A 26,245-nucleotide genomic window follows, 5' to 3' on the forward strand; every position below is an offset into this window, starting at 1 on the left:
CCCGCCAGGGGCGCTGCGCCCCCTGGACCCCCGCCATCGCCCGAAGGGCTCGTCCTCAAACGCCGGACGGGCTGGATATCCCGGCCGGGGTGTGATCTTTCAGCCCGTCCGGCGTTTGAGGACGAGGCCGTTCAGGCCGAACGGGGGTCTGGGGGCGGAGCCCCCAGGGGACGGGTAGGGGCGGCGGGGGCGAAAAATCGACCCCGGAATCGAGGAATGCCCGGCCCCCTACGGGGCAGGCGCACCGTACCCCCACGGGATCCGGTGCCGTCCCGGAGGAACCGGAGCAATACACCGCCTCCAGGACCCCGGTACCCCCTTCGGCGGCCGTCGCGCCAACTCTCCCGGGCCGGCGGCCGCCTCTCAGGGGACTCTGTGGGGTGGGCCACACGGGACCCGGCCGACCGGGATCCCGGATGCGCGATAACCTGACGGCGAATCTCTCTTGACGCCAAGAGATCGATCATCGGTATCCCTGATCGATCATCGCGGCGGACGCAGGGGAGGATTCTGCACCCCGGGGCAGGGACGCCCCACCGCCAGCTGTCATACGGAGAACGCCATGACCCGCACTCCCGTGAACGTCACCGTCACCGGCGCGGCCGGCCAGATCGGTTACGCCCTGCTCTTCCGCATCGCCTCTGGCCAGCTGCTCGGCGCGGACGTGCCGGTCAAGCTGCGCCTCCTGGAGATCACCCCGGCGCTGAAGGCCGCCGAGGGCACCGCCATGGAGCTGGACGACTGCGCGTTCCCGCTGCTCCAGGGCATCGACATCTCGGACGACCCGAACGTCGCCTTCGACGGCGCCAACGTCGCCCTCCTCGTCGGCGCCCGCCCCCGTACCAAGGGCATGGAGCGCGGCGACCTGCTCTCCGCCAACGGCGGCATCTTCAAGCCGCAGGGCAAGGCCATCAACGACCACGCCGCGGACGACATCAAGGTCCTGGTCGTCGGCAACCCGGCCAACACCAACGCGCTCATCGCGCAGGCCGCCGCCCCGGACGTACCGGCCGAGCGCTTCACCGCGATGACCCGTCTGGACCACAACCGCGCGCTGACCCAGCTCGCGAAGAAGACCGGCACGACGGTCGCGGACATCAAGCGCCTCACCATCTGGGGCAACCACTCCGCCACCCAGTACCCCGACATCTTCCACGCCACGGTCGCCGGCAAGAACGCCGCCGAGGTCGTGAACGACGAGAAGTGGCTGGCCGAGGACTTCATCCCGACCGTCGCCAAGCGCGGCGCCGCGATCATCGAGGCCCGTGGCGCGTCCTCCGCCGCCTCCGCCGCCAACGCAGCCATCGACCACGTGCACACCTGGGTCAACGGCACCGCGGACGGCGACTGGACCTCCATGGGCATCCCGTCGGACGGCTCCTACGGCGTCCCCGAGGGCATCATCTCGTCCTTCCCGGTCACCACGAAGGACGGCCAGTACGAGATCGTCCAGGGCCTGGACATCAACGAGTTCTCCCGCGCCCGCATCGACGCCTCCGTCAAGGAGCTCGAGGAGGAGCGCGACGCGGTCCGCGGCCTCGGTCTCATCTGAGCCACCGCCCCCCGCTGTTGCGTACGCAGGCCCCGTCCGGGTTTCCCGGGTGGGGCCTGCGGCGTTCCTGTGAATACAGGTGCAAGGGATGCCGCAAGCCCTCTATGCTGTGACGCTCAACACAGTGATGCGCCGGTGAAAACAGGACAGTTCACGCCTCGGGGGAGCAGCGTTGACGCAGACGTTCCATTTACCTCAACAGCCACAACCGCCGGATGCCGGTGTGCCGCACCCGCCCGGTGTGCCGCCGGGCGCGAGTGAGGCCACCCGGCTGCTGTGCGCGGGCAGTTACCTGGACTCGGACTACCGCGACGCGGTGATCGAGGAGCTGTACGTCCACGAGGAGCGCCTCGCCGCCCCCTCGCTCGGCTACGACGCCGCGCGCGTCCTGGCCCACGCACTGCGCGCCCGCCGGCTCGAACTCGGCTGGGCGGCCGGGATCCTGGGCCTGTGGGCGGTGGGTCTCCCGCTCTCCAACTATTTGCTGGTCGTCCTCCTGGTCCCGAGCCTGCTGCTCGCGGCCGCCTCCTGGATCCGGGGTTCCCAGGAACGTCCCCCGTGGTACCGGAGGTTCCCCGCCTGGCAGCTCCGCTGGGCGGGACGATTCCTGCTGCTCTACGTCGCGATCACGACGGCGCGCGCGGCCTTCGGGGCGGCGGATCAGGAGGAGCTCTACGACCTCTTCCGAACTTTCCTCCCCGACGAGTTGGCCACGGTGCTCTTCGAGGACGGCTTCACCATCAAGCCGATCCACGCCTGGGCCGCGCTGATCGTCCCGCTGCTGGTAGCGGTCTGCGTCGCCCTGCAGCGCGGCCAGTTCGCGCGGGCGCTGGCGCACGAGCTGCACCCGGCGCGCTTCGGCGACATGGCCGGCGACCCGGCCGAACTCGCCGAGGGACGGCGCTTCCAGCGGCTGCGCGCACGCATCCGGGTCGAACAGAGCTCGTCCCTGGTGATGTACCACGCGGCGCACCCCTTCTGCGGCGCCGGACAGGCGCACGACACCTGGAGCCTCGCCGTCGAGCTGCGGCCGGACCCGGACCGTCACGAGCCGCCGCTGCCCGTCAACAACCGGGTGATCCTCGACAAGGTCCATGAGCTGCTCGCGCGGTTGCGGCTGCCCTCGCCGCATGCCGGGGACGCGGTGCGGGACCGGCTGCGTCGGCTGGAGATCGACGAGTGTGTGTTCCTGCCGGTGGCGGGCCTGCCCCGGCGGGACCTCGCGCCGTACCACCCGGACGCGTTCCTCGTGCACCGCGCGGAGTCGGTCGAGGAGGGCGGCGAGACCCGGCGGCACTTCCTGCGGGCGCGGGTCGGAGGCTGGGAGGAGGAAGTCGTCACGACCGTCTTCGTCCGCGTGCACACCCAGGGTGGCATGCTGATGCTGGAGATCGCCCCGCACGTCCTGCTGCCGGTGCGCGCCGACTTCGAGGACGCGGACCGGATCGCCCACCAATACCGTCACAACAGCCCGCTGGGCAAGGCGGTCTGGGCCCTGGCGCGCACTCCTCGCTCGGTGCCGCTCGCCTTCGCGACACTGGGCCGCGGGGTGGCCCTGACCTGGCGGATCCTCACCGCGGGCTATGGCGCGGCGATGCCCGACGGGCCCGCGCGCTCGGTCCGTGAACTGGGCTCGGGGGACCGGGCCTCGCTCTTCCAGGACATGGACGTCAGCCGCTATCTGAAGTCGATCCAGGACCGGGTCGCGCAGGGAGTGCGGCAGGTGCTCAAGGACGCGGGCTACCGGACCGACGAGTTCGCCCAGAAGGTCGTCAACGTGAGCGGCGGCAGCACCCTGATCGAGAACGTGCAGGGCGCGTTCGCCATCGGCGACAACAACGTCGTCACCAACAAGACGCCGAGCGCGCCCGGTGCGCCGAGTACGGCGGGAGTGGATGGAAATGGCTGACGAGCAGGGCGCCGGAAGGGGCTCCATCAACATCAGCGGTGTGAGCGGCGCCTTCGCGATCGGCGACGGGAACAGCGTCGTCAATCAGTCCGGCGCGGGCCTGCCGCAACGGGACCCCGCGCAGGAGGAGTTGCTGCGGCGGGTGCGCGAACTCCGGGCCGACCTGGAGCGGCTGGTCGCCAGCAGCCAGACGGCCGAGCTGGACGCCGAACTCGCCGGGGCGCAGGCCGAGATCGAGGAGTCGGGACGGGCCGGTCAGGGGCGTCTCGCCCGGATCCGGCAGGCCCTCACGGACGCGGGCGCGCTGACCGGACTGTTGGCTTCGGCAGGCGCGGTGGCCGAGTCCGTCGCCGCGCTGCTGGGGAGCTGACTGTGGCCGGCGAGGGCGAGGTCCACTGGAATTCGGAGACACAGAGCTGGGAGACGGGCGCGGGACCGGCCCGCCACACCCCGCCGCCTCCGCCGCGGCCGGCCTTCGAGCCGGTGGTTCCGCCGGGTCCGGCTTCGGGTTCGGGTCCTGCTTCGGGTTCGGGTTCGGGTTCGGGTTCGGGTTCGGGTTCGGCTCAGGGTCCCTATCAGGGGGGTCCGTACGAGACTCCTGGCCTCGGTCCCGATCAGGTGGGCCCGTACCCGGCTCCTGGCCCCGGCCCTGCTGACCTGAGCGGGCAGTACCTGATTCCCGGACCGGGACCGGGCGGCGACCCCGGTCCGGGTCCGCGCCCGACGACGAGGAAATGGGTCGCGGTGCTGACCGCCGCCCTGCTCGTCGGCGCGGCGGCGGGATTCGGCGGCTGGTACGCGTCGAAGGGGGACGGCGGCGGTACGCACAAGGACGACGCCCGCACCAAGGTGTCCACCGCCCCCACCACCCCGAGCGTCTCCGAGTCCGCGCCCACCCCGACCCCGACCCTGGACGAGACGTCCGCGTCCCCCTCGGAAAGTGCCCTCCCGGCGGGATACCGGTCGGTCTCGACCGGGGAGTTCGACATGGTCGTACCGGAAGACTGGGAGCCGGATTCGGAGAACGGCAAGAACGGCGTCACGATCTACTACTTCAGGGAGTCGGGCGGCGGCCCCCGCTATCTCCAGGTCTTCCGGGTCAGCGAGGCCGACCCCACCCCGCGCGGCACGCTCACGGCGGCCGAGGCGGACCTGAAGAAGCGGCTGCCGGACTACCACCGCAACAGCCTCGAAGCCGTCGCCGACGACCGGGGCGAGGCCGCCGAGCTCGACTACACCCACTCGAGCGAGAAGTGGGGCGTGGAGCTGCGCACCCTGGACCGTGTCATCCACGCCGACGACAACCAGCTGTACGCCGTTCTCACCGCGGGACCGGCCGACGCGTGGCCCGAGCAGCAGGAGATCCAGGACGCGGCCGTACGGTCGTTCTGCCTGACCGGGGCCGCCTGCTGAACGAGGGGGTCACCGTGGGTCAGAGCCGCTTCTCGAACCAGTGGGCGGCGTACACGTTGTCGTCGTACCGCGGGATCTCCGTGTAACCGCACGCCCGGTACATCGCCTGCGCCTCGGTGAGCACCGCGTGCGTGTCGAGCCGTACGACGCCGTACCCGCGCTCGACGGCCCCTCGCTCCAGTCCGTCGAGGATCCGCCGGGCGAGGCCGAGCCGCCGGGCATCGGGATGCACCCACACATGCCGGATCTCGCCGACGCCCGCATCGAATCGCCGCAGCGCCCCGCATCCCACGGGGCGTCCCTCCTCGTACGCGACGAGGAAGGAGCCCGAGGTCCCCGACACCTCGTGGGGCCGGACGAGGGCGGCGGGGTCGAAGCCCTCGGGGAACCGTTCGTCGATGTCCGCGGCGTACGCGGCGAGGCAGTCGCGCGCGTCGCGGGAGGCGCCGTCGACGCGTTCGACGGTGATCGAGGCCAGCCGCAGCAGCCGTTCGGCGGTGGCGAGGGCGGTGGTGAGTTCGCCGCGCCGGCGCCCGTCGAGGCCGCCGAGCAGGCCTTCGGCCAGACCGTCGGCCCGCCGGTTCTGCTCCCGCACCTCGGCCCGGCCGGCCGGGGTGAGCTCCACGATCCGCAGCCGGCTGTCGCGGGGATGCACGCGCACCCGCACGAGCTCCTGCGCTTCGAGCGCCCGGACCATCCGGCTCAGGTACCCGGCGTCCAGTCCGAGCCGGCTCCTCAGCTCGCGCAGCGGTGCCCCGTCCCCGATCTCGAAGAGCAGCCGCGCCTCACCGAGGGGTCGGTCCTGCCCGAGATAGTGATCGTCGAGAACTCCGATGCGGCGGGTGAAATAGCGGTTGAAGCGCCGCAGCGCCCGCACGTCGTCCGTTGCCACCGGCTCGATTGAAACTGGCTCCATATTTCTTTGACCATAGTCAAAGAAAGGGTGGCTGTCCCGGGCTTTCCGTCCTCGTCCGTCCTCGTCCGTCCTCGTCCGCTCCCGGTCACCCTCGCCGAATGGTTCGGGTCATATGTGCCGAATTCTTCCGATTTTTCAGTGACGCCGGGGACTTCTGGTCACGGGTTGTGCATGCATCCGGGGTCGAGGGGCAGGTGCTCCGGGCCCTCGAGGTGACACGCGTGTGACGCAGGGGCATGGAACGGGAACGGAAGGCAACACCGATCATGGCTGGACAGCAGGCACAACAGACCATTCACGTGGGCGGCGAGTGGCGCGAAGCCGACTCGCGCGCCACCCGCGAGATCCGCGACCCCGCGGATGCCAAGCCGTTCGCCGTGGTCGCGGAGGGTGACGAGCGCGACACCGACGCGGCCGTGACGGCCGCCCGCCGAGCCTTCGACGAGGGCCCGTGGCCGCACACCCCCGTCGCCGAGCGCGCCGCGCTGCTGCGCCGCGTCGCCGACCTCCTCGTACGCGACCGTGAAGAGCTCGGGCTCCTGGAGAGCCGCGACGCGGGCAAGACGGTCGAGGAAGGGCGCGTCGACATCGACTGCGTCGCGGACGCCTTCCGGTACTTCGCCGATCTCGTCGTGGGGGAGGGCGGCGGGCGTGTCGTCGACGCCGGGTCCAAGGACATCCACAGCGTCGTCGTGCACGAGCCGGTCGGCGTCTGCGCGCTGATCACCCCCTGGAACTACCCGCTCCTGCAGGCCAGCTGGAAGATCGCTCCGGCCCTCGCCGCCGGGAACGTCTTCGTGATCAAGCCGAGCGAGATCACTCCGCTGACGACCGTGGCCCTGGTCCGGCTGCTGGCCGAAGCGGGGCTGCCGGCCGGGGTCGCCAACATCGTCACCGGCCCCGGGCACACGGTCGGCGCGCGCCTCGCCGAGCACCCGGGCGTCGACCTCGTCTCCTTCACCGGCGGGCTGATCAGCGGTACGAAGGTGGCCCGGGCCGCCGCCGAGACCGTCAAGAAGGTCGCCCTGGAACTCGGCGGCAAGAACCCCAACGTCGTCTTCGCCGACGCCTGCGCGACGGAGGAGGGCTTCGACACCGCGGTCGACCAGGCCCTCAACGCTGCCTTCATCCACAGCGGCCAGGTCTGCTCGGCCGGGTCGCGCCTGATCGTCGAGGAGTCCGTGCGCGAGCGCTTCGTCGCCGAACTCGCCCGCAGGGCCGGCCGGATCAGGCTCGGACGCGGCACCGAGGACGGCGTCGAGTGCGGCCCCCTCGTATCGGAGCAGCAGCGGGAGAAGACCGAGGCGTACGTCGCCTCCGCGCTGGCGGAAGGGGCCGTGCTGCGGGCGGGCGGCAGGCGTCCCGAGCCGTCCGACGCCAGGCCCGCCACCGGGTACTTCTACGAGCCGACCGTCCTCGACCAGTGCCGCCGCGGGATGCGGGTCGTCCGCGAGGAGGTCTTCGGGCCCGTCCTGACCGTGGAGACCTTCCGCACGGAGGACGAGGCCGTCGCGCTCGCCAACGACACCGAGTACGGGCTCGCGGGCGCCGTCTGGACCGCCGACGCGGGCCGCGCCCGCCGCGTCGCCGGACGGCTGCGGCACGGCACCGTCTGGATCAACGACTTCCACCCCTACCTTCCGCAGGCGGAGTGGGGCGGCTTCGGAAAGAGCGGTGTCGGGCGCGAACTCGGCCCCGCGGGGCTCGCCGAGTACCGCGAGACCAAGCACGTGTACCAGAACCTCGCCCCCAAGCCGGTTCGCTGGTTCGCCGGCTGAGCCCGGGCGACGTCCCCCACCGCACACAGCACCTTGGAGCACCACACCATGTCCCAGCACGAGAAAACGTACGACTACGTCGTCATCGGCGGCGGCACCGCGGGCTCTGTCATCGCCTCCCGGCTCACCGAGAACCCCGACGTCACCGTCGCCGTCATCGAGGGCGGACCCAGTGACGTCGACCGCGAGGACGTCCTCACCCTGCGCCGGTGGATGGGGCTGCTCGGCGGGGAGCTCGACTACGACTACCCGACCACCGTGCAGCCGCGCGGCAACTCGCACATCCGGCACAGCCGCGCCCGTGTCCTCGGCGGCTGCTCCTCGCACAACACGCTGATCGCGTTCAAGCCGCTGCCGTCGGACTGGGACGAGTGGGAGGCGGCGGGCGCCAAGGGCTGGGGCGCGGTACCGATGGAGGCGTACTTCGCGCGGCTCCTCAACAACATCGTCCCGGTCGACGAGAAGGACCGCAACGCCATCGCCCGGGACTTCGTCGACGCCGCCCGGGCCGCGCTGGGCGTACCCCGCGTCGAGGGCTTCAACAAGAAGCCGTTCACCGAGGGAGCCGGCTTCTTCGACCTCGCGTACCACCCCGAGAACAACAAGCGCTCCAGCGCGTCGGTGGCCTATCTGCACCCGGTGATGGACGAGCGGCCCAATCTGACACTCCTGCTGGAGACCTGGGCGTACCGGCTGGAGCTGGCGGGGACGCGCGCGACGGGCGTGCACGTGCGGACCAAGGACGGCGAGGAGATCCTCGTACGGGCGAAGCACGAGGTCCTGCTGTGCGCGGGCGCCGTGGACTCGCCGCGGCTGCTGCTGCACTCCGGGATCGGCCCGAAGCAGGACCTGGAGAAGCTCGGCATACCCGTCGCCCACGACCTGCCCGGCGTCGGCGAGAACCTGCTCGACCACCCCGAGTCGGTGATCGTCTGGGAGACGAACGGCCCCATCCCCGAGAACTCCGCGATGGACTCCGACGCGGGCCTGTTCGTGCGCCGCGACCCCGAACACGCGGGCCCCGACCTGATGTTCCACTTCTACCAGATCCCGTTCACGGACAACCCGGAACGGCTCGGCTACGAGCGCCCGGCACACGGCGTCTCGATGACCCCGAACATCCCCAAGCCGCACAGCCGCGGCCGGCTCTACCTGACCAGCGCCGACCCGGCCGACAAGCCCGCCCTCGACTTCCGGTACTTCACGGACGAGGACGACTACGACGGCCGTACCCTCGTCGACGGGATCCGCATCGCCCGTGAGATCGCCGCGGCCGAGCCGCTCGCCGGCTGGCTCAAGCGCGAGGTGTGTCCGGGTCCGGACGTCACCGGCGACGAGGAGCTCAGCGCGTACGCACGCCAGGTCGCGCACACCGTGTACCACCCGGCCGGCACCTGCCGCATGGGCGCTCCTTCCGATGAACTCGCCGTCGTCGACCCCGAGCTGCGCATCCGAGGCCTCGACGGCATCAGGATCGCCGACGCGTCCGTCTTCCCGACGATGCCCGCCGTGAACCCGATGATCGGGGTGCTCATGGTCGGGGAGAAATGCGCCGAGCTGATCGGGGGTGGTGAGCGATGAGTACCTCCACTCTCGTCAACGAAACCCCGGTCGAACCCGTCTTCTCCGTCCACAACCTGTGGAAGGTCTTCGGGCCCAAGGCCGACCGGGTCCCCGCCGATGCCGAACTCGCCGCCCTCACCCCCGCCGAACTCCGCTCCCGCACCGGCTGCACGGCCGCCGTCCGGGACGTGAGCTTCGAGGTGCGCAAGGGCGAGGTCTTCGTCGTGATGGGCCTGTCCGGCTCGGGCAAGTCCACGCTCGTGCGCTGTCTGACCCGGCTCATCGAGCCGACCGCGGGCGCGATCGTCATCGACGGCGAGGACGTACGCTCCATGGACAAGACCCGGCTGCGCGAACTGCGCCGCCACCGTGCCGCGATGGTCTTCCAGCACTTCGGCCTGCTCCCGCACCGCTCGGTCCTCGACAATGTCGCCTACGGCCTGGAGATCCAGGGCGTCGGCAAGGGGGAGCGCCGGGAGCGGGCGGCCGAGGTCGTCGCCAAGGTCGGCCTGGAGGGCATGGAACAGCGCCGGCCCGCTCAGCTGTCCGGCGGTCAGCAGCAGCGCGTCGGGCTGGCCCGGGCGCTCGCCGTCGACCCCGAGGTCCTGCTCTTCGACGAGCCGTTCAGCGCGCTCGACCCGCTGATCCGGCGCGACATGCAGGAGGAGGTCATCCGCCTGCACCGCGAGGAGGGCCGCACGATGGTCTTCATCACCCATGACCTGAACGAGGCCCTGCGCCTCGGCGACCGCATCGCGCTGATGCGCGACGGCCGTATCGTCCAGCTCGGCACGCCCGAGGAGATCGTCGGCTCGCCCGCCGACGACTACGTCCGCGAGTTCGTCCGGGACGTGCCGCGCGAGCAGGTCATGACGGTGCGTACGGCGATGCGCACCGCGTCCGCGGAGGAGGCGGGCCGGGGCCCGGTCGTGGCGCCGGACGCGACCGTCTCGGAAGCCATCGAGGCGGTGGCGCGCTCGGGTGACCCGGCACGCGTGATGGACAAGGGGCGCTGCGTCGGAGTCGTGGACTCGACGGCGCTGCTCGGGGTGGTGGCCGGGACGGACGCGCCCGCCGGTGCCGCCGTGGGCGAGAAGGCGGCCTGATGGCCACCGTCACCGCTACCGTCGGCCACACCGGCGTCTTCGCACTGGTCAAGGGCGCGACCAGACACCGTGCCGTCGGCAAGCTCCTGCTGCTCGCCGTCGCCGCGGCCGTGATCGTCCCCCTCCTCAACGCCCGCTGGGGCAGCGGAACCTGGCCCCACACCCTCACCGTCGACCTCACCGAACCCCTCGGCAGGGCCAGCGACTGGATCATCGACAACCGGGACAGCCACCCGCTGTTCCTGTACTTCTTCGGATACGTCAGCAACGCCATCGCCCTCGCCGTGCGCGCCGTCTACCTGGTGCTGCTCGCGGTGGGCTGGGCCGGCGTGACCGCGATCGCCGCACTCGTGGCCTGGCGGGCCGCAGGCGTACGGCTGGCGCTCGGCACGGCCGCCGCGTTCCTCGCCTGCGGACTGCTCGGCATGTGGGTGCCCACCATGCAGACGCTCGCACTCATGGTGGTCGCCGTCCTCGCGTCCCTCGCGCTGGGCGCCCTGCTCGGCCTCGCCGCCGGGCTCTCCGACCGCACGCACCGCGCGCTGCGCCCGGTCCTCGACACCATGCAGGTGCTCCCGGCGTTCGCCTACCTCCTGCCGGTCGTGCTGGTCTTCGGCATCGGCGTCCCCGCGGCGGTGCTCGCCACCGTCGTGTACGCCGCCCCGCCCATGGCCCGCCTCACCGCGCTCGGCCTGCGCGACGCGGACGCCGGTGTGATGGAGGCCGTCGCCTCGCTGGGGGCCACGGCCCGCCAGCGCCTGCTCACCGCACGCCTCCCGCTGGCCCGCAAGGAACTCCTCCTCGGCCTCAACCAGACGATCATGATGGCGCTGTCCATGGCCGTCATCGCCTCGGTGATCGGCGCGGGCGGCCTCGGCGACCGCGTCTACCAGGCCCTCGCCTCTGTCGACGTGGGGGCCGCGCTCGCGGCCGGTATCCCGATCGTGCTCCTCGCGGTCGTCCTGGACCGGGTGACCGGCGCGGCCGGGGAGCGGCTGGGGGAGGCGCAGAAGACCTCCACGCCATGGGCGTACGCGGCGGTCGTCGCCGTGGTCGTCGCGGTCGCCGGACGCCTCACGGGCCGTCTCGACTGGCCCGGCACCTGGACCGTGCAGATCGCCGAGCCGGTGAACCGCGCCGTCGACTGGATGACCAACCACCTCTACTCCGGCGTCCCCTACATCGGCGGCACCGCCGACTGGGCGGGACACTTCACCACGTGGGTCCTCGACCCCCTGCGCGACGGCCTGCAAGGGCTGCCCTGGTGGTCGGTTCTCCTGATCGTCGCCGCCCTCGCCTGGCTGCTCGGCACCTGGCGCACCGCGCTCACCGCCGTCCTCGCGATGGCCGCGATCGGCGTGCTGGGCGTCTGGAAGCCGTCGCTCGACACGCTGTCGCAGGTCCTTGCGGCGGTCGCGGTCACCCTCGTCCTGGGCTTCGCGACCGGCGTCGCGGCCGCGCGCAGCGAGCGGGTCGAGCGCCTGCTGAGGCCCGTCCTCGACGTCTTCCAGACAATGCCGCAGTTCGTGTATCTGATCCCCGTGGTGGCGCTGTTCGGCGTGGGCCGCGCGCCCGCCGTCGCCGCGGCGGTCGTCTACGCCCTCCCCGCCGTCGTCCGCATCACCACCCAGGGCCTGCGCGCCGTCGACCCGGCCGCGCTGGAGTCGGCGCGCTCGCTCGGCGCCACCGGCGCTCAGCAGCTGCGCCAGGTCCAGCTGCCGTTGGCCCGCCCCGCGCTGCTCCTCGCCCTCAATCAGGGCGTCGTGCTCGTCCTCGCCGTCGTCATCATCGGCGGGCTGGTCGGCGGCGGCGCGCTCGGCTACGACATCGTCTTCGGCCTCGCCCAGGGCGACCTGGCGACCGGCCTGGTCGCCGGAGCCGCGATCGTCTGCCTCGGGCTGATGCTCGACCGGGTGACGCAGCCGACGGAACGCCGCGCGAAGAAGGGAGCGTGACATGCGAGTTCGTACGACTTCTGTGGTGGCCGGTGTGTCCGCCCTCCTGGTGCTGACCGGCTGCGGCGCCGCCGACATGACCAAGCAGGCCTCGCCCTTCGCGGGCGCCCAGGGCGCGAAGACGGTGACCCTGTCCGTGCAGTCCTGGGTCGGCGCGCAGTCCAACGAGGCCGTCGCGCAGTACCTGTTGGAGCACGAGCTCGGCTATCGCGTCGACACCGTCCAGGTCGACGAGGTCCCCGCGTGGGACGCGCTCAGCCAGGGCCGGGTCGACGCCATCCTGGAGGACTGGGGCCACCCCGACCAGGAGAAGCGGTACATCGAGGACAAGAAGACGATCACTCCCGGCGGGGATCTGGGGGTCACCGGGCACATCGGCTGGTACGTCCCGACGTACTTCGCCGAGCAGCACCCGGACGTCACCGACTGGAAGAACCTGAACAAGTACGCCGACCAGCTCCGCACCGCGGAGAGCGGCGGCAAGGGCCAGCTCCTCGACGGCTCCCCGTCGTACGTCACCAACGACAAGGCGCTGGTGGACAACCTGAAGCTGAACTACCAGGTGGTGTTCGCCGGTTCGGAGGCGGCGCAGATCACGCAGATGAAGCAGTTCGCGAAGGAGCAGAAGCCGTTCCTCACGTACTGGTACTCGCCCCAGTGGCTCTTCAAGAAGGTCCCGATGACGGAGGTGAAGCTCCCGGCCTACAAGGAGGGCTGCGACGCGGACGCGGCGAAGATCGCCTGCGCATACCCGCACACCCCACTCCAGAAGTACCTCAACGCGGACTTCGCGAAGAGCGGCGGCAAGGCGGCCGCCTTCCTGAAGAAGTTCAAGTGGACGACCGCGGACCAGAACGAGGTCTCGCTGATGATCGCCAACGACAAGCTGTCGGCCCAGGAGGCGGCGAAGAAGTGGGTGGACAGCCACGCGTCCACCTGGAAGGCGTGGCTGTCCTGACTCCTGGCCCAGCCCGGCCGCGATCTCCCGTAGCGCGGCCGTGGCCCGGTGCTGGAGTCCCGGCCCGAACGTGACGCGGGTGGCCCCGAGTCCGCCGAGTGCGGCGGGCGAGGGGCCCTCGCCGTCCCACCGGGCCGGCATGTTGACCGGCCCCTGGAACCCGGACCGTAACAGCGGCAGTACGGCGGCCGGGGCGAAGACCGGATGCACGCGGTCGGCGCCCGCGGCGACGTACAACGCGGCCCGCTCGACGGCCTGTGCGGGGCCTGCCCGACCGCCGGGTCGAGCGCCTTGGTGCGCTCCGTTACCGGTGCTGCCCCGCCTCGTAGTGGCCCGGGACCATGCGCGTGGCCACCCCGAACCGGTTCCACGCGTTGATCACCGTGATCGCGGCGATCAGGTGCGCCAGCTCGGCCTCCTCGAAGTGCTTGGCGGCCTTCTCGTACACCTCGTCCGGTACGAAGCCGTCGGTGAGGACGGTGACGGCCTCGGTCAGCTCGATCGCCGCCAGTTCCTTCTCCGTGTAGAAGTGCCTGGACTCCTCCCACGCGCTGAGCTGCACGATCCGCTGGACGCTCTCGCCCGCCGCCAGCGCGTCCTTGGTGTGCATGTCGAGGCAGAACGCGCAGTGGTTGAGCTGCGAGGCGCGGAGCTTCACCAGTTCGCGCAGTTTCGGGTCGAGGCCCTGCTGGGCCGCCACTTCGAGCCGGATCATGGCCTTGTAGACGTCGGGGGCGAGCTTGGCCCAGTGGAGGCGGGGGCTGTGCTCCGGGGCGTATTCCACGGTGGTGTCGTTGTCATTCGCAGTCATGGCATCGACCCTACGAGTGAAGCAGCCCAGGTATGGTCCACCTCCATGGCTAAACCATGGGCCACTTTGGGGGTCGACCTCCACCTCGAGCCGGCCGGGCCCGGCGTCCGCAGGGGCACGGCGTGTGTGAATCCCGAGGGGACGGGCGTTCGTTCATCGAATGCGTGACTTTTGTGTGGGGTGGTCGTTGGGTGTGATGGAAGGATCTTCGGTTCACGGGCGGGGGTGGCGGGGTGGGCGGGCTGCGGGAACTGGCGGCGCCGTTTGTGGTGCCCGGCCCTTCGGGGGTTGCGATCCGTGACCGGCTCAAGGGCCTCACTGCCGCGGACGAGAAGGTCCTTCGCCTGGTGGGGGACCATCTGGGCACGCTGGCTTGCCGTGACCTCAAAGCCCGCTGCGCGGCCGGGCCGGAGCACCACGCCGAGGCATGGGCGAAGCGCAAGCGTGCCCTCACACAGGAGTCCTCCTCGCGCTGGGCCGGATCGATCACGAAGGCCAGCCATGACCAGTGGGCGCTGGCCCGGCGCGGTCAGCTCGCGCACATCCAGAGCCTCCAAGCCGGGATCAGCACGATCACTCACCGGCTGTCCCTGCCCGTCGGGGAGAAGGGCAGCAAGCACGCTCCTGGCGGGTACCGCAGCCCACAGGAATGGTTCGCCAAGTCCCGCCGCCTGCACCTGCTGACCGACCGGCTCGACGCCGCGCGGACCGAGCGTGAGGCCGGGGTGGTACACGTGGTGCGCGGCGGGAAGCGGCTGCTGAACACTCGCCACCACCTGGAGCAGGCGCGGCTCACCGAAGAGCGATGGCGCGCGCGGTGGCAGGCCGGGCGGCGGTTCCTGCAGGCCGACGGCGAATCCGGTAGGCGGTACGGCAACGAGACCCTCCGCGTCACCCCGGACGGCGAGGTCTCCCTCAAGCTCCCGGCCCCGCTGGCGCATCTGGCAAACGCCCCGCACGGCCGGTACGTGCTGGCAGCCCGCGTGGCGTTCACGCACCGGGGCGAGCAGTGGCGCGACCGCATCACCGCCAACCGGGCCGTCGCCTACCGCATCCACGAAGACACCGCCCGAGGCCGCTGGTACCTGACCGCTTCCTGGACCATCTCCCCCATCCGGACAGTCCCCCTGGAAGCGGCCCGCACGGGCGGCCTGGCCGGCGTCGACACCAACGCCGACCACCTTGCAGCCTGGCGCCTCGACCAGCATGGCAACCCCGTCGGTGAACCACTCCGCTTCGGCTACGACCTGACCGGCACCGCCGACCACCGCGACGCCCAGGTACGGCACGCCCTCATCCGCCTGTTGCACTGGGCCAGACGCCACGGCCTCGCGATCGCGATCGAAGACCTCGATTTCACCGCCGAGAAGACCCGCGAGAAGCACGGACGCCGCAAACGCTTCCGCAACCTCATCTCCGGCATGCCCACCTCCAGGCTGCGGGCCCGGCTGGTGTCGATGGCCGCCGAACTCGGCGTCGCCATCGTCGCTGTCGACCCGGCGTACACAAGCAAGTGGGGCGCTCAACACTGGCAGAAGCCCCTCACGAGCAAGAGCAGGAAGACCACTCGCCACGAGGCGGCAGCCGTGGCGATCGGAAGGCGCGCCCAGGGACACCCGATCCGGCGACGGACGGCACCGCCCCCACACGACCAGAGCGATCGTGCGGGGCATCGGACCGTCCAGGCCCCATCGGGCACCCGAGGGCGTGAGGGAAACCGCCCCCGTATCCCCGGACCACGGACACGATCCGTGCCGCCCGGACGCGGAGCGAACGCTGTGGACCAGAACGCCCAACACCGTTCGGGGCGTTCGGCTGAGCACGGGTCCTGGCAACAGGATTCACTCCCGCTCAGTCATGAGGAACGGTACGGGACACCGCCGGAACACGCGTGGTCGGGGGCGTTGGACGCGTTGTGCGCGGCGTTGCCTTTCGACGACCAGGACACCGGAAGCCCTTTTCCTGGATAGAGTCACCGGAAACCCTTTTGCTGGATAGAGTCACCCCATGAGCAATAGTGTTTCCATATCCCGCGTAGCCCTCAAGAAGACAACCCCCGACGTATCCGCGGCGATGGGCTCGCTGCACGGCGCCGCCGTTTCCGCGGCCCAGGACGCCAAAGTCGAACCGGAGCTCCTTGAACTGGTCCGGATTCGCGCCTCGCAGATCAACGGCTGCGCGTTCTGCCTCGACATGCACACGAAGGACGCCCGCGCCCAGGACGAGGCCGAGCAGCGGCTCTACGCGCTGAACGCCTGGCGGGAGACCCCCTTCTTCACCGAACGGGAGCGCGCCGCACTGGCGTTGACCGAGGCGGTGACGCTGGTGCACGACGGACACGTGCCGGACGCGGTCTACGCCGAGGCCGCGGAGGTCTTCGACGAGGCCCAGATCGCGGCGCTGATCTGGGCGGCCACCGTCATCAACGCGTACAACCGGATCGCGATCGCGACACGGATGGTGCCGGGCGCTTATCAGCCCGCCCGGAAGGCAAGCTGAATTTAGACAGCAATGAGCGTGCCGGGGCGAATGGAATTCGATCCGGCACGCTTTCTCATTGGTTTTCCCGGCGGTTCAGTCAAGCGGCTCCATGATGTCGTCCAGCCATTGCCGCCATTCCGCCGCGCGCACCGCGGGCGCGGCCCTCATCGGGCGCTTGGACGGGCTCATCCAGCCCGTCACCGGCCGGATTCCGTGCAGCGCGTTGACCAGCCACACCTCTCGGCCGTCCAGGTCGGCCACGGTCCGCTCGCGGTGGGCGATGCGGATCCCGGACCGTCGGGCGCGGTCCTGGACGAGCCCGGCCGTCACTCCGGCCAGGACGGGCAGTTGCGGCGAGGGCAGGCACAGGGTGTCGTCCTCCCACCAGAGCAGGCTGGAGGTGGCACCCTCCAGCGCCACACCCGAGGGCGTGATCAGCACCGCCTCCTCCGCGCCCTCGTCGGACGCCCGCCTGCGGACCCGGGCCAGAGTGTCCAGATCCGGTCCCTTGCGACGGGGGACCGTCCGCGGATCGGGCTGGCCCTCCGCCCAGACCCGCAAACCGGAGCCGAGCGGCGGTGCGGGCCGCAGCAGCAGTCTCAGCTCCGGCTCCTGGGATCCCGGCGCGAGTTCCACCCGGGGGAACCACTCTCCGGTGCGCGGCAGCGCGGCGCTCATGTCCTGCCAGAAGTCGACGAGCCGGCGCAGCGGGGGCCCGCCGCAGTCGCCGCAGGCCCGCAGGAAGCGTTCCCGGTGCCGTGCGAAGCCGCGCACCCGGCCGTCGCGCAGCAGCCACGAGTCCGCGACGAGCAGCCGCCCGCCCGATGCCGGGGCCGAACTCAGGCCACGGCCGGTCGACCACGCCAACAGCCCCTCCGCAATCGCCGGTTGTGTCACCAAGAGCTCCTTTCAGTACGTGTGGTTCAGTACTTCCGGCCCGCCACGGCCGCCGCCCCGTGCCGGGGCCCGTACGGTGCGTGCTCCAGCCAGGACCCGCACCACGGCAGCACGGGCGCGAGGGCCGCTGCCGTGCGCTGCTTGACGCGGACGATCCGGCGCCGCGGCCGCAGGTGGTCCAGCGCGATACCGGCGGCGGCGCTGTTGAACAGGGCCGCCGCGCGCCGGACGTCGGCGAACTCGGCGACCGCCTCCGTCGTCCCCGCGGCGACGGCCCGCGCCGCGGCCGCAGCGTCCGCGATCCCGCTGTTCATGCCGCGGGCGCCGAAGGGCGGGAACAGGTGGGCCGCCTCGCCGACGAGCAGCACGCGCCGCTGCGCATCGGTGAACGAGGCCGCGACCTTGCGCAGGAAGCGGTACGTCGACACCCACATGATCCGCTCGCCGTACCCCTCGCCCACGACCGACGGCAGCCATTGCCGTACGGCTTCCTCGGTCCCGTACGCCTCCTGCGCGTCGTCGTCCCGGCACTGGAGGTCGACCTGGAAGCCCCCGGTGAACGGCACCCGCATCACGCTGCGCCCGCCCACCCCCGGATGCTCGTAGTGGAAGACCCGCTCCAACGGCAGCTCGGCGCCCGGGATGTCGGCGACGTCCACGACGACGTGGAACCCCTCCGCGTGCGTGCCCTCCATGGCGATGCCCAGTTCGCGCCGGACGGTGGAGCGGGCGCCGTCGGCGGCGACGGCATGCGTGCCGGTCCAGAAGCGTCCGTCCCCGTCGGTCAAGGTGACCTCCGTCGGCGTGGCGATCACCCCCTCCACCCGGACGCCCCAGACGAACTCCACCCCGGCGGCCTCGCAGGCGGTGCGCAAGAAGCGCTCGGTGTCCACCTGGCGCAGGCTGGTGAAGGGCGGGGTGCCGGAGCCGGACGGTGGGGGGAAGGTGCGGGAGTACACCTCGCGGCCCCGGTACAGGGTCCGTCTGGTGTGCCAGGTGCGTCCGTACGCCGTGATGTCGGCGGCGAGTCCCGGGCGCATCCCGTCGAGCAGCCGGAGGGTCTCCCGGTGCACGAACAGGGCGCGACTGCCGGGCCGTTCACGATCCTGCGGGTCCGCTTCCAGGAGGACGACGGGGAGGCCGCGGGCGCGCAGGCCGAGCGCCGCCGACAGGCCGACGGGGCCGGCACCCACGACGAGGACCGGCTGCTCGCGATCGGGCGCCGGTGACTCGTCGCCGTCGGTGGCCGGGTTCACACGCGGGCGCTCTCGGTCAGCATGCGGGTGATCTCCACCCGCTTCACCTTCCACGTCGCCGTCATCGGCAGCTCCTCGAACCGCCACTGGCGAGGCTCGGCCATCGCGGGCAGGTCGGCCGTGGCCTCCCGCCAGCGCGCCGGGTCCAGGGGCCGTTCGCCGCGCACGCACACCACCGGCACCGGTTCGCGGTCCACGCCGGGCACGATGACGACCTCGCGCAGCTCGTCGAGCCGGGACATGAGCGTGTCCTCGACCTCGAGATTGCTGTGCACCGAGTCGATCTGATCGATCTCGCGGTCGATCAGATACAGGGCGCCCAGGCGGCTCCGGTACCCCATGTCGCCCATCTCCCACCAGCCGTCACCGTCGAGCTGGCGCTGGTACTGCTCCCGGGCGCCCAGGTAGGTGAGGATGCGGCCCCTGGTGCGGGCCTCGATCCGGCCGGGCTTCCCGGGGCGGGCCCGCCTGCCGGAGTCGTCGGTGACCCGGACCCGGGTGAAGCCGGGGATGCCGATCCCGACCCGGCGGCCGTCCGCACGCGCCGCACTGCGCCGGGTGAACCACTGGAACGCGACCGGGCCCGTCTCGCTCTGCCCGTACAGCTGGATCAGCCAGGGCGCGCGGCGCCGCGACGCGTCGAGCAGTCGCCGTACGGTGCGCGGATGGATCGCGTCGAACGTGGAGCCGTACGAGCGGACCCGGGACAGCGGTGCGCCGGGTGCGTCGGCCAGCTCCTCCCACAGCACGAACGTGTTGGGGTGGGTCTCGACGATGCCGGGGCGGTGCCGGGCCAGCAGCGGTCCCACCGTGGCGGGGTCCGGGTCGGTGATCAGCACGAGCGGGCTGCCGAAGCGCAGCAGGACGCCGAGCAGGTGATAGAAGCGCGAGTGCACGAACGACATGTGCAGTGCGGCGGTCTCGCCGCGGGTGGGCCAGCCCATCGCCTGCTGCGGTACGAGCCGGTTCCACATGGTGTTCGGGCAGTGCACGGCGAGCTTGGGGACGCCGGTGGTGCCCGAGCTGTGGGTGATCAGGGCGGGTTCCCGTGGGTGGAGCCGTACGGGCGAGGGAGGTTCGGCACCGGCGTACTTCTCCAGGGGGACGGCCCCGGGCGCGTCGTCCACGGAGAGTATCTGCCGTACGAGCGCGGAGACGTCGAGGTCCGTCAGCGGGCCGTCCAGTTTCGCTCTGTCGGTGATCAGCCAGGGCTGGTGCAGCCGTTCGAGGAGCTGTCCGACCACCGGTCCGGCCAGACCGGGCGACAGGAGGACGGGGACGGCGCCGATACGGGAGACGGCGCAGGTCAGCAGCATGATGTCGACGTTGTCCGTCTTGTGGACGACCACCTGCTCGGAGGGCCGGACCCCGGCCTCCCACAGTCGGCCGGAGAGTTCCTCGACCACGTCGGCCAGTACCGGATAGCTGAGGTCGACCCCGAGATCGGGATTGACGTCCAGCGGCCGGTCCAGGGTGACGAAGACGGCTCCGTGACGGTCCGCCGCCCGGCGGAACATCGGGCCCAGATAGAACCCGCGGTCGGCGAGCAGGGGGTGCGTCGGCTGGTGCTGTCGCATGCGTCCGTTCCTTTCTGAGAGGGGTTCTGCAAGGGGTTCGGCAGGGGGTTCTGCAAGGGAGGTGGTCGTGGTCACCAGGCGCCCTGCCGGACGAGGTGGCGGCGGAGCTTTCCGGTCGGGGTACGGGGCAGTGACCGGACGAAGCTGACGGATCTGGGGACCTTGAACGCGGCGAGGTGCTCGCGTGCCAGGAGCACGAGGTCGGCCTCCAGACCGGCGGGCAACGGCGTGACGGGGACGACGAAGGCCCGCAGCCGGCTGAAGCCGTGCCCGTCGAGGAAGGCGGCGACCGCGACCTCCCGCACCGCCGGATGGGTCCGCAGTACGGCCTCCACCTCCAGCGGGGAGACGGTGATGCCACCGACCATCTCCATGTCGTCGACGCGGCCCAGGTGCTGGTAGCTGCCGTCCGGTTCGCGGCGGGCGCGGTCGTGGGTGGCGAGCCAGCCGCCGACCAGGGTGCGTTCCGTCTCCTCGGGACGGTTCAGGTAGCCGGGCGTCACCGTCGGTCCGCGGACCCAGAGTTCGCCCTCCGCGCCGTCCGGCACGGGTCGTCCGGCAGGGTCGCGCAGTTCCACCTCGAAGCCGGGTACCGGACGGCCGACGGTGCCCGGGCGGTGGTGCTCGAAGCTGTTGGCGCAGAACGCGTGACCGGCTTCGGTGGAGCCGATCTGCTCCAGCACCGGTGCGCCGAGCAGTTCGGCCACTCGCTGTCCGAGCTCGTCGGGCATGCCCTCGCCGGCCGACACCGCGGCGCGTACGGAGGTGAAGCAGGCGGCGTGTCCGTTGCCCCGGTCGGTCACCAGGGCGGCGTACGCGGACGGCACGGAGTACAGCAGGGTCACCCGGTGCCGGGCGACGAGCTCGTCCACGGCGGCCGGGGCCGGACGCCGGTCCACCAGTACGGCGCTGGAGCCGGAGAAGAGCGGGAAGACGAAGGCGTTGCCGAATCCGTAGGCGAAGTACAGCCTCGACACCGACAGGGTGACGTCGTCCGGGGCGATACGCAGCAGGCGTCGGCCGATGAGGTCGTGGTACGTCTTCGGGTCGGCGTGACAGTGCACGACTCCCTTGGGCCGGCCCGTGGTGCCGGAGGTGTACTGGACGTACAGGGGCGTGTGCGCGTCGACCGGGTGGGCGGCGGTCGGCTCGGCGGCGGGGGTGAGCGCGACCAGCTGATCGGCGCCGAGGCGTGCCCGGTCCGCGAACCGGTCCTCCAGGCCCGGTCCGGTCACGCAGAGCACGGCCTCGGCGTCCTCGGCCATGAACGCGTGCTCAGTCGCGGGGAGTTCGGGGTTGACCAGGACCGCGACGGCCCCGAGGCGTGCGGTGGCGAGGAAGGCCGTCACCCAGGCGATCCCGTCGGGCAGTGCGAGCAGTACCCGGTCGCCGGGGCCCACGCCGTACCCGGCGAGCACGGTGGCCGCGCGGGCCGCGAGGTCGTGCACCTCACCGTGGGTCCACACCCGGTGCCCCTGGTGGAAGGCGGTCCGCTCGCTCCAACCGCGCCGCTCGACGAGGGCGGCGAGATGGGCCGAGAGGTTTCCGGGGGCGTCGGCGTCGGGCGGGGGTGGTGGCAGCGTGGACCGGGGGGTTGTAGTGGACCGAGAGGTCGTCGTGGACCGAGGAGTCGTCATCGGGCGGGCTCCTCGGCGGCCGTCGGGACCGGGGGCCGGCCCGGGCGGGACAGTGTCGCGGCGCAGTCCTGATGGGCTCGCATCTGCGCCGCAGTCTTCAGCAGCATCTCGTCGTACTCGGCGGCCGGATCGGAGTCGAGGACGATCGCGCCGCCGGCGCCCAGGTGCATCAGGCCGTCGGCGAGTACGGCGGTGCGGATGACGATGTTGAGGTCCGCGCCGCCGCTGCACCCCAGGTAGCCGAGTGCCCCGGAGTACACGCCGCGCGCCTCGGTCTCCAGGGAGTCGATGATCTCCATGGTGCGGAGCTTCGGCGCGCCGGTCATCGAACCGCCGGGGAAGCAGGCACGGACGCAGTCCACCGCGTCCGTGCCCTCGCGCAGCCTGCCCTCGACGGTGGAGACGAGCTGGTGCACGGTGGCGTACGTCTCGGTGGCCATCAGCCGGGAGACACGCACCGTGCCGGTCCGGCAGACCCGGCCCAGGTCGTTGCGGAGCAGGTCGACGATCATCAGGTTCTCGGCGCGCGTCTTGGCGTCCGCGGCCAGCGCGTCCCGCAGCCGGGCGTCCTCCTGGGGACTGTCGCCGCGGGGCGCGGTGCCCTTGATGGGCCTGGCCTCGGCGAGGCCGTCCCGGGTGATCCGCAGAAAACGCTCGGGGGACGCGCCCGCCACCTCGACCTCCCCGAACCTCAGAAACGCCGCGTACGGCGCCGGGTTGACGCGTCGCAGCACCCGGTAGAAGTCGTACGCGTCCGGCGGGGCGGGCAGCCGGGCGGCGTTGGTCAGACAGATCTCGTAGCTGGTGCCCGCCCTGAGCTCACGTGCGCAGGCCTCGATGTCCGCGAGGTACGTCGCCCGGTCGCGGACCAGCCACGGCTCGGCGGCGTCGAGGTCCGGCTCGGCCGGGAGGGGAAGCGCGGGCCGGTCCGTGGCGACGAAGGTGAGCTGGGCCAGCGCCGCGTCGAGCCAGTCGGTGGCCTCGCGGGTGGCCGCCGGGGTGTCCTCGGCGAGGCAGACGGCGTAGGTGAAGCCTTCCTGGTGGTCCACCGCGATCAGCCGGTCGGCGAACAGCCAGCACGCGTCGGGGGTTTCGGCCCGGTGGCGGTTCGGTGCGGGTGAGCCGCAGTCGGCCTTCATCTCGTAGCCGAAGTAGCCGACGTATCCGCCGGTGAAGTCGAAGGGCAGCCCGGTGGCGTCCACCTGGCGGTTCGCCAACTGCCGCTTGAGGTAGTCGAAGACGCTCGCCCGGACCTTGCGCGGGGGCCGCCCGGCCCGCTCGATCTCGCAGTGGCCGGCCGTGACGTCGTAGCGGACGAACTCGGCGAGCGGGCCACTGCCGTCGCCGAAGAACGAGAAACGGGACCGGCCCTCCTCGACCAGCGAGCTGTCCAGCCAGAACGCCCGCGGGGCGGCGGCGTACATGCGGGTGAAGGCGGCCTCCGCGTCGACCGCGGTGGCGATGCGGCGGGTGTGCAGGCGGTAGGCGGGGCGGACGGTCCGCGGGGAGTGCGCGGGGCGGACGGCTCCCGCGGGGCGGGGGATCGCCGCCGCGGACGGGGTGACCGCGGTGTTCTTCGTACGTGGCTTGCGGGCCCGTTCCGCCGTGAGGTTGCGGAAGTTCATGAGCATCCGGTGGCCGTAGTCGGTGAGGACGGACTCCGGGTGGAACTGCACCCCCCACAGCGGCCGGGTGCGGTGCCGCAGCCCCATCAGGACGCCGTCCTCAGCCCAGGCGGTGGCCTCGAGCGTTGCGGGGAGCGGCTCGGGCACCGACAGCGAGTGGTAGCGGACCGCGGTGAAGTTCTGCGGCAGCCCCTGGAACAGGTCCCGCTCGTCGTGCCGGATCGTGGACAGATGCCCGTGCCGGGGCTCGGGGGCGGGCGTCACCCGGCCCTGCTCCCCGAGGGCGATGCCCTGGTGACCGAGGCAGACGCCGAGTACGGGGATCGCGGACTCGGCGAGCACTCTGGCGCTGATCCCGAAGTCACGCGATGCGGCCGGGTGCCCCGGTCCCGGCGACACGACCACATTGTCGAATTCCCGGAGAGTCGCAAGATCCGGAATTCTGTCGGGCGCGTTCAGGATGACCACCGGTTCCTCGCCGTTGACCTCGGCAATCAGCTGGAACAGGTTGTATGTGTACGAGTCGTAATTGTCGATGAGCAGGGTCTTCACCCGCCCACCTCCCTTTGGTCGTTCTCTGGCCTACGCGGTCCGTCTCTTGTGCCGTCCACGGAGTGCCTGGAGCGGTGGGTACAGCCATTTCTTGAAGAAACGCTGGAGGCGCGGCATGAGAATCCAGGTGACGAGAGCCGTCACGCACAGGCACAACAGCAGAGTACGAATGAGCGGATTGAGGCCGCCCAGATAGGGGAGCACGGTCAGATTGAACAGGAGCACCGGCGGGAATACCGCGCTCATATTCACGAACCAGAGCTTCCATTTCGATGGAGGGCGCGGTGCGGCCGGTGCGGCGGATGCGGTCGGCGTGGTGGTCTGGGAATCGAACCACGCCTTCGAGCCCCGCACGCTCCTGCGTCCCGTCTCCCGGGCGAACCCCTGCGTCCGGGCCTCCCACTGTGCCCGGGTGATCGAGTTCTCCCAGGTCTGGGCCGAATCCTCGCTGTCGAAGCGGTAGAGCACATGCCACTCCGCCTCTCCGTCGGCAAGTACGCCACCTCCTAGGAAGCCCGGCTGCTGGGAGCCGGCCCGTAGTGCGGCCCACCCCCAGGAGTGGAAGTCGGTCTCGCGGCCCGGGATCACGTGATACGCCACCGTGACGGTAACGGGATTCCTGGTCACCCCACCGAATACGGAAAGAGGGACGGCCGCGTTCAAATCTTCAACGAAGTTTTCGACTGCCCTGTTGTCGTGCCTGGTCGCCTTGTCCGGTTGCCCTGCCCGGCTGTCCGTAACGTGATCTTTTACTGACTTTTTGGCCACCTTGGCACCCTCTGTCGAGTGATACTCCGGGTAACCTTTCTGGAATTCCTGAAAGTGCTTGCCGGGGAAGCGACTAAAGCTGCACCATCGCCATCCGGCCCGAAAATGGGGCGACGGAAAGAGTTGTGAAGGTTCCGTAAAGGAGATCCATGTCCAGGTACGACTGGAATCTGACCAATGAAGGAATCGAGCGGGCGCGTTCCGTGATCGAACCCGCCCGGAAAGAAGTGACCGCCCATCCGATTTACCAGCGGATAAACAGCCGGGAGCGTATGGCGACGTTCATGGCGCACCATGTGTTCGCGGTGTGGGACTTCATGTCCCTGCTCAAGTCCCTGCAACGGGAGCTGACCTGCGTCGACGTCCCTTGGGTGCCGCGCGGCTCGCAGGTGGGCCGACGGCTGATCAACGACATCGTGCTGGTCGAGGAGAGCGACGAGCTGAACGGCGGCTTCACCAGCCACTTCGAGCTGTACCGCGCGGGCATGACCGAGGCGGCGGCCGACACGACCCGGATCGACACCTTCCTCGCCCTGATCGCGGAGGGCCACGATGTGCCCTCGGCGCTGCGCGTCGCCCAAGTCCCGGGTCCCGCCGCCGAGTTTGTCCGCACGACCTTCGGGGTCATCGCCGACGGGCCACTGCACTGCCGGGCGGCCGCCTTCGCCTTCTCCCGGGAGGATCTCATCCCGGACATGTTCGACCAGGTCATCAAGAAGGAAGGAACCGACCGCTTCCCGCTCTTCTGCGACTACCTCGCCCGTCACATCGAGGTCGACGGCGAGGAGCACACCCCCATGGCCATGCAGATGGTGGCCGACCTCTGCGGCACGGACGACGCCCGCTGGCAGGAGGCCGTCGAAACAGCGACGCTGGCGCTGGAGGCCAGGTCGCGTTTGTGGGACGGCATCGTGGAGGCGATGGATTGACGTGAGCGCCGAGGACCGAGTTCGTGACTGTCGAGGCGTGAGTTTCGGGCCCGGTCGGCGTCTATGCCACGGCGGTCCCCGACATCGCGTACTTCAGCGTCGTCGACCCCGCCTGTTCCCCCTCCTCTCCGGACGCCGGCCCGAGCATCCCCAGCCCCGTGCACACCACCCCCAACGCACCCCCCTCCACCCCCCTCCACCCCGCTCAACCGCACCCGCGTCCAGCGCCAGCCCCGAGATACCGCCACTCCCGCAGTGCCCGCAGCAGCAGCGCGGCGTCCCCGCTCCCGACCGCGCCCCCGTCCCCGGTGCCGACTGCCGCCCGCGCGGCGATGGCCTGCAACACCGTCGCCGTATCGAAACAGGCCGCCGCACCAAGTGCGCACATCATCCCAAAAGGCACCAAGTGACTGTAGGGGGGATGATTGTCGGGGGACCGCTGTGCGTTTGTCGTAGGCGGTCTCTAATCTGATCGCTTGCGACAAGTGATATGAGTTACTTGATCGTTTGTGGCGAGCGAGATGAACTAGCGAGATGAACTTCTGATCGCTTCCGACGGGCG

General features: G+C 70.9%; 20 protein-coding genes and 2 pseudogenes. 12 read left to right on the forward strand and 10 right to left on the reverse strand.

Features of this window, described 5'->3' with window-relative positions; all coding sequences use genetic code 11:
- Positions 1-562 precede the first annotated feature (562 nt).
- The 4 genes from ACX28W_RS35320 to ACX28W_RS35335 all read left to right on the forward strand — a co-directional run bounded on the left by ACX28W_RS35320 (position 563) and on the right by ACX28W_RS35335 (position 4,874).
- The gene (locus ACX28W_RS35320; RefSeq protein ID WP_459004092.1) at positions 563-1,552 is read left to right on the forward strand and encodes a malate dehydrogenase; all 990 of its coding nucleotides are present in this window, start codon (positions 563-565) and stop codon (positions 1,550-1,552) included.
- A 223-nt stretch (positions 1,553-1,775) separates the two neighbouring features.
- Entirely contained in the window at positions 1,776-3,461 is a 1,686-nt protein-coding gene (locus ACX28W_RS35325) for a hypothetical protein (protein ID WP_459004093.1), read from the forward strand.
- On the forward strand, positions 3,454-3,831 hold the full coding sequence (locus ACX28W_RS35330; RefSeq protein WP_459004094.1) for a hypothetical protein: 378 nt from the start codon (positions 3,454-3,456) through the stop codon (positions 3,829-3,831). The genes ACX28W_RS35325 and ACX28W_RS35330 overlap by 8 nt, the downstream gene beginning before the upstream one ends.
- A 374-nt stretch (positions 3,832-4,205) precedes the next feature.
- The gene (locus ACX28W_RS35335) at positions 4,206-4,874 is read left to right on the forward strand and encodes a hypothetical protein (protein ID WP_459004095.1); all 669 of its coding nucleotides are present in this window, start codon (positions 4,206-4,208) and stop codon (positions 4,872-4,874) included.
- Positions 4,875-4,893: 19 nt separating this feature from the next.
- On the opposite strand, the gene ACX28W_RS35340 is transcribed toward ACX28W_RS35335, so the two are convergent.
- Positions 4,894-5,790, reverse strand: coding sequence for a bifunctional helix-turn-helix transcriptional regulator/GNAT family N-acetyltransferase (locus ACX28W_RS35340; protein ID WP_459004096.1), 897 nt, complete (start codon positions 5,788-5,790; stop codon positions 4,894-4,896).
- A 266-nt stretch (positions 5,791-6,056) separates the two neighbouring features.
- Between ACX28W_RS35340 and ACX28W_RS35345 the strand changes: the two genes are divergently transcribed.
- The 5 genes from ACX28W_RS35345 to ACX28W_RS35365 are packed head-to-tail and all read left to right on the forward strand — an operon-like array spanning position 6,057 to position 13,150.
- A complete protein-coding gene (locus tag ACX28W_RS35345) occupies positions 6,057-7,568 on the forward strand; it encodes an aldehyde dehydrogenase family protein (RefSeq protein WP_459004097.1) in 1,512 nt (503 codons plus the stop codon).
- Between the two features lie 48 nt (positions 7,569-7,616).
- Complete coding sequence (locus ACX28W_RS35350) at positions 7,617-9,149, forward strand: GMC family oxidoreductase (protein WP_459004098.1); 1,533 nt, start codon at positions 7,617-7,619, stop codon at positions 9,147-9,149.
- Positions 9,146-10,237 (forward strand): quaternary amine ABC transporter ATP-binding protein, encoded by a 1,092-nt coding sequence (locus tag ACX28W_RS35355; RefSeq protein WP_459004099.1) that lies wholly within the window; start codon positions 9,146-9,148, stop codon positions 10,235-10,237. The genes ACX28W_RS35350 and ACX28W_RS35355 overlap by 4 nt, the downstream gene beginning before the upstream one ends.
- On the forward strand, positions 10,237-12,192 hold the full coding sequence (locus ACX28W_RS35360; RefSeq protein ID WP_459004100.1) for an ABC transporter permease: 1,956 nt from the start codon (positions 10,237-10,239) through the stop codon (positions 12,190-12,192). The genes ACX28W_RS35355 and ACX28W_RS35360 overlap by 1 nt, the downstream gene beginning before the upstream one ends.
- Position 12,193: 1 nt before the next feature.
- The gene (locus tag ACX28W_RS35365) at positions 12,194-13,150 is read left to right on the forward strand and encodes an ABC transporter substrate-binding protein (RefSeq protein WP_459004101.1); all 957 of its coding nucleotides are present in this window, start codon (positions 12,194-12,196) and stop codon (positions 13,148-13,150) included.
- Between the two features lie 9 nt (positions 13,151-13,159).
- Here ACX28W_RS35365 and ACX28W_RS35370 read toward each other — a convergent pair.
- Both ACX28W_RS35370 and ACX28W_RS35375 read right to left on the reverse strand, forming a co-directional pair.
- A pseudogene (locus ACX28W_RS35370) lies at positions 13,160-13,426 on the reverse strand (isocitrate lyase/phosphoenolpyruvate mutase family protein); the annotation flags it as partial.
- A 28-nt stretch (positions 13,427-13,454) separates the two neighbouring features.
- Positions 13,455-13,961, reverse strand: coding sequence for a carboxymuconolactone decarboxylase family protein (locus ACX28W_RS35375; RefSeq protein ID WP_459004102.1), 507 nt, complete (start codon positions 13,959-13,961; stop codon positions 13,455-13,457).
- A 233-nt stretch (positions 13,962-14,194) separates the two neighbouring features.
- Between ACX28W_RS35375 and ACX28W_RS35380 the strand changes: the two genes are divergently transcribed.
- Positions 14,195-15,931 (forward strand): IS200/IS605 family accessory protein TnpB-related protein, encoded by a 1,737-nt coding sequence (locus tag ACX28W_RS35380; protein ID WP_459004103.1) that lies wholly within the window; start codon positions 14,195-14,197, stop codon positions 15,929-15,931.
- Positions 15,932-15,968: 37 nt separating this feature from the next.
- Positions 15,969-16,460 carry a carboxymuconolactone decarboxylase family protein gene (locus ACX28W_RS35385; protein WP_459004104.1) on the forward strand — a complete coding sequence of 164 codons (492 nt, stop codon included), beginning with the start codon at positions 15,969-15,971 and terminating at the stop codon, positions 16,458-16,460.
- A 75-nt stretch (positions 16,461-16,535) separates the two neighbouring features.
- Here the strand turns inward: ACX28W_RS35385 and ACX28W_RS35390 are convergent, their stop codons facing one another.
- The 6 genes from ACX28W_RS35390 to ACX28W_RS35415 form a co-directional block, all read right to left on the reverse strand.
- The gene (locus ACX28W_RS35390) at positions 16,536-17,339 is read right to left on the reverse strand and encodes an aminotransferase class IV (protein WP_459004105.1); all 804 of its coding nucleotides are present in this window, start codon (positions 17,337-17,339) and stop codon (positions 16,536-16,538) included.
- A 26-nt stretch (positions 17,340-17,365) separates the two neighbouring features.
- Positions 17,366-18,595 (reverse strand): FAD-dependent monooxygenase, encoded by a 1,230-nt coding sequence (locus tag ACX28W_RS35395; RefSeq protein ID WP_459004106.1) that lies wholly within the window; start codon positions 18,593-18,595, stop codon positions 17,366-17,368.
- Positions 18,592-20,172: a class I adenylate-forming enzyme family protein gene (locus ACX28W_RS35400; RefSeq protein ID WP_459004107.1), complete on the reverse strand. Its 1,581-nt coding sequence runs from the start codon at positions 20,170-20,172 to the stop codon at positions 18,592-18,594. Before ACX28W_RS35400 ends, ACX28W_RS35395 begins: the two co-directional genes overlap by 4 nt.
- Before the next feature lie 71 nt (positions 20,173-20,243).
- Positions 20,244-21,809 (reverse strand): AMP-binding protein, encoded by a 1,566-nt coding sequence (locus tag ACX28W_RS35405; protein ID WP_459004108.1) that lies wholly within the window; start codon positions 21,807-21,809, stop codon positions 20,244-20,246.
- The gene (pabB, locus tag ACX28W_RS35410) at positions 21,806-23,986 is read right to left on the reverse strand and encodes an aminodeoxychorismate synthase component I (RefSeq protein ID WP_459004109.1); all 2,181 of its coding nucleotides are present in this window, start codon (positions 23,984-23,986) and stop codon (positions 21,806-21,808) included. Before pabB ends, ACX28W_RS35405 begins: the two co-directional genes overlap by 4 nt.
- Before the next feature lie 30 nt (positions 23,987-24,016).
- A complete protein-coding gene (locus ACX28W_RS35415; RefSeq protein ID WP_459004137.1) occupies positions 24,017-24,613 on the reverse strand; it encodes an antibiotic biosynthesis monooxygenase in 597 nt (198 codons plus the stop codon).
- A gap of 290 nt (positions 24,614-24,903) precedes the next feature.
- Here ACX28W_RS35415 and ACX28W_RS35420 point away from each other — a divergent pair, with 290 nt between their 5' ends.
- A complete protein-coding gene (locus tag ACX28W_RS35420; protein ID WP_459004110.1) occupies positions 24,904-25,683 on the forward strand; it encodes a DUF3050 domain-containing protein in 780 nt (259 codons plus the stop codon).
- A gap of 64 nt (positions 25,684-25,747) precedes the next feature.
- On the opposite strand, the pseudogene ACX28W_RS35425 reads toward ACX28W_RS35420, so the two are convergent.
- A pseudogene (locus ACX28W_RS35425) lies at positions 25,748-26,074 on the reverse strand (hypothetical protein); the annotation flags it as partial.
- Positions 26,075-26,245 lie beyond the last annotated feature (171 nt).

Source organism: Streptomyces sp. SD15, from assembly GCF_054462255.1.

Excerpts from the sequence above, each read along its gene's own strand:
- ACX28W_RS35350 (WP_459004098.1), top strand. The coding sequence starts at position 7,617 with ATGTCCCAGCACGAGAAAACGTACGACTACGTCGTCATCGGCGGCGGC.
- ACX28W_RS35340 (WP_459004096.1), bottom strand. The coding sequence starts at position 5,790 with ATGGAGCCAGTTTCAATCGAGCCGGTGGCAACGGACGACGTGCGGGCG.
- ACX28W_RS35375 (WP_459004102.1), bottom strand. The coding sequence starts at position 13,961 with ATGACTGCGAATGACAACGACACCACCGTGGAATACGCCCCGGAGCAC.
- ACX28W_RS35360 (WP_459004100.1), top strand. The coding sequence starts at position 10,237 with ATGGCCACCGTCACCGCTACCGTCGGCCACACCGGCGTCTTCGCACTG.
- ACX28W_RS35405 (WP_459004108.1), bottom strand. The coding sequence starts at position 21,809 with ATGACGACTCCTCGGTCCACGACGACCTCTCGGTCCACTACAACCCCC.
- ACX28W_RS35330 (WP_459004094.1), top strand. The coding sequence starts at position 3,454 with ATGGCTGACGAGCAGGGCGCCGGAAGGGGCTCCATCAACATCAGCGGT.
- ACX28W_RS35385 (WP_459004104.1), top strand. The coding sequence starts at position 15,969 with ATGAGCAATAGTGTTTCCATATCCCGCGTAGCCCTCAAGAAGACAACC.
- ACX28W_RS35355 (WP_459004099.1), top strand. The coding sequence starts at position 9,146 with ATGAGTACCTCCACTCTCGTCAACGAAACCCCGGTCGAACCCGTCTTC.
- ACX28W_RS35320 (WP_459004092.1), top strand. The coding sequence starts at position 563 with ATGACCCGCACTCCCGTGAACGTCACCGTCACCGGCGCGGCCGGCCAG.
- ACX28W_RS35420 (WP_459004110.1), top strand. The coding sequence starts at position 24,904 with ATGTCCAGGTACGACTGGAATCTGACCAATGAAGGAATCGAGCGGGCG.
- ACX28W_RS35345 (WP_459004097.1), top strand. The coding sequence starts at position 6,057 with ATGGCTGGACAGCAGGCACAACAGACCATTCACGTGGGCGGCGAGTGG.
- ACX28W_RS35365 (WP_459004101.1), top strand. The coding sequence starts at position 12,194 with ATGCGAGTTCGTACGACTTCTGTGGTGGCCGGTGTGTCCGCCCTCCTG.
- ACX28W_RS35400 (WP_459004107.1), bottom strand. The coding sequence starts at position 20,172 with ATGCGACAGCACCAGCCGACGCACCCCCTGCTCGCCGACCGCGGGTTC.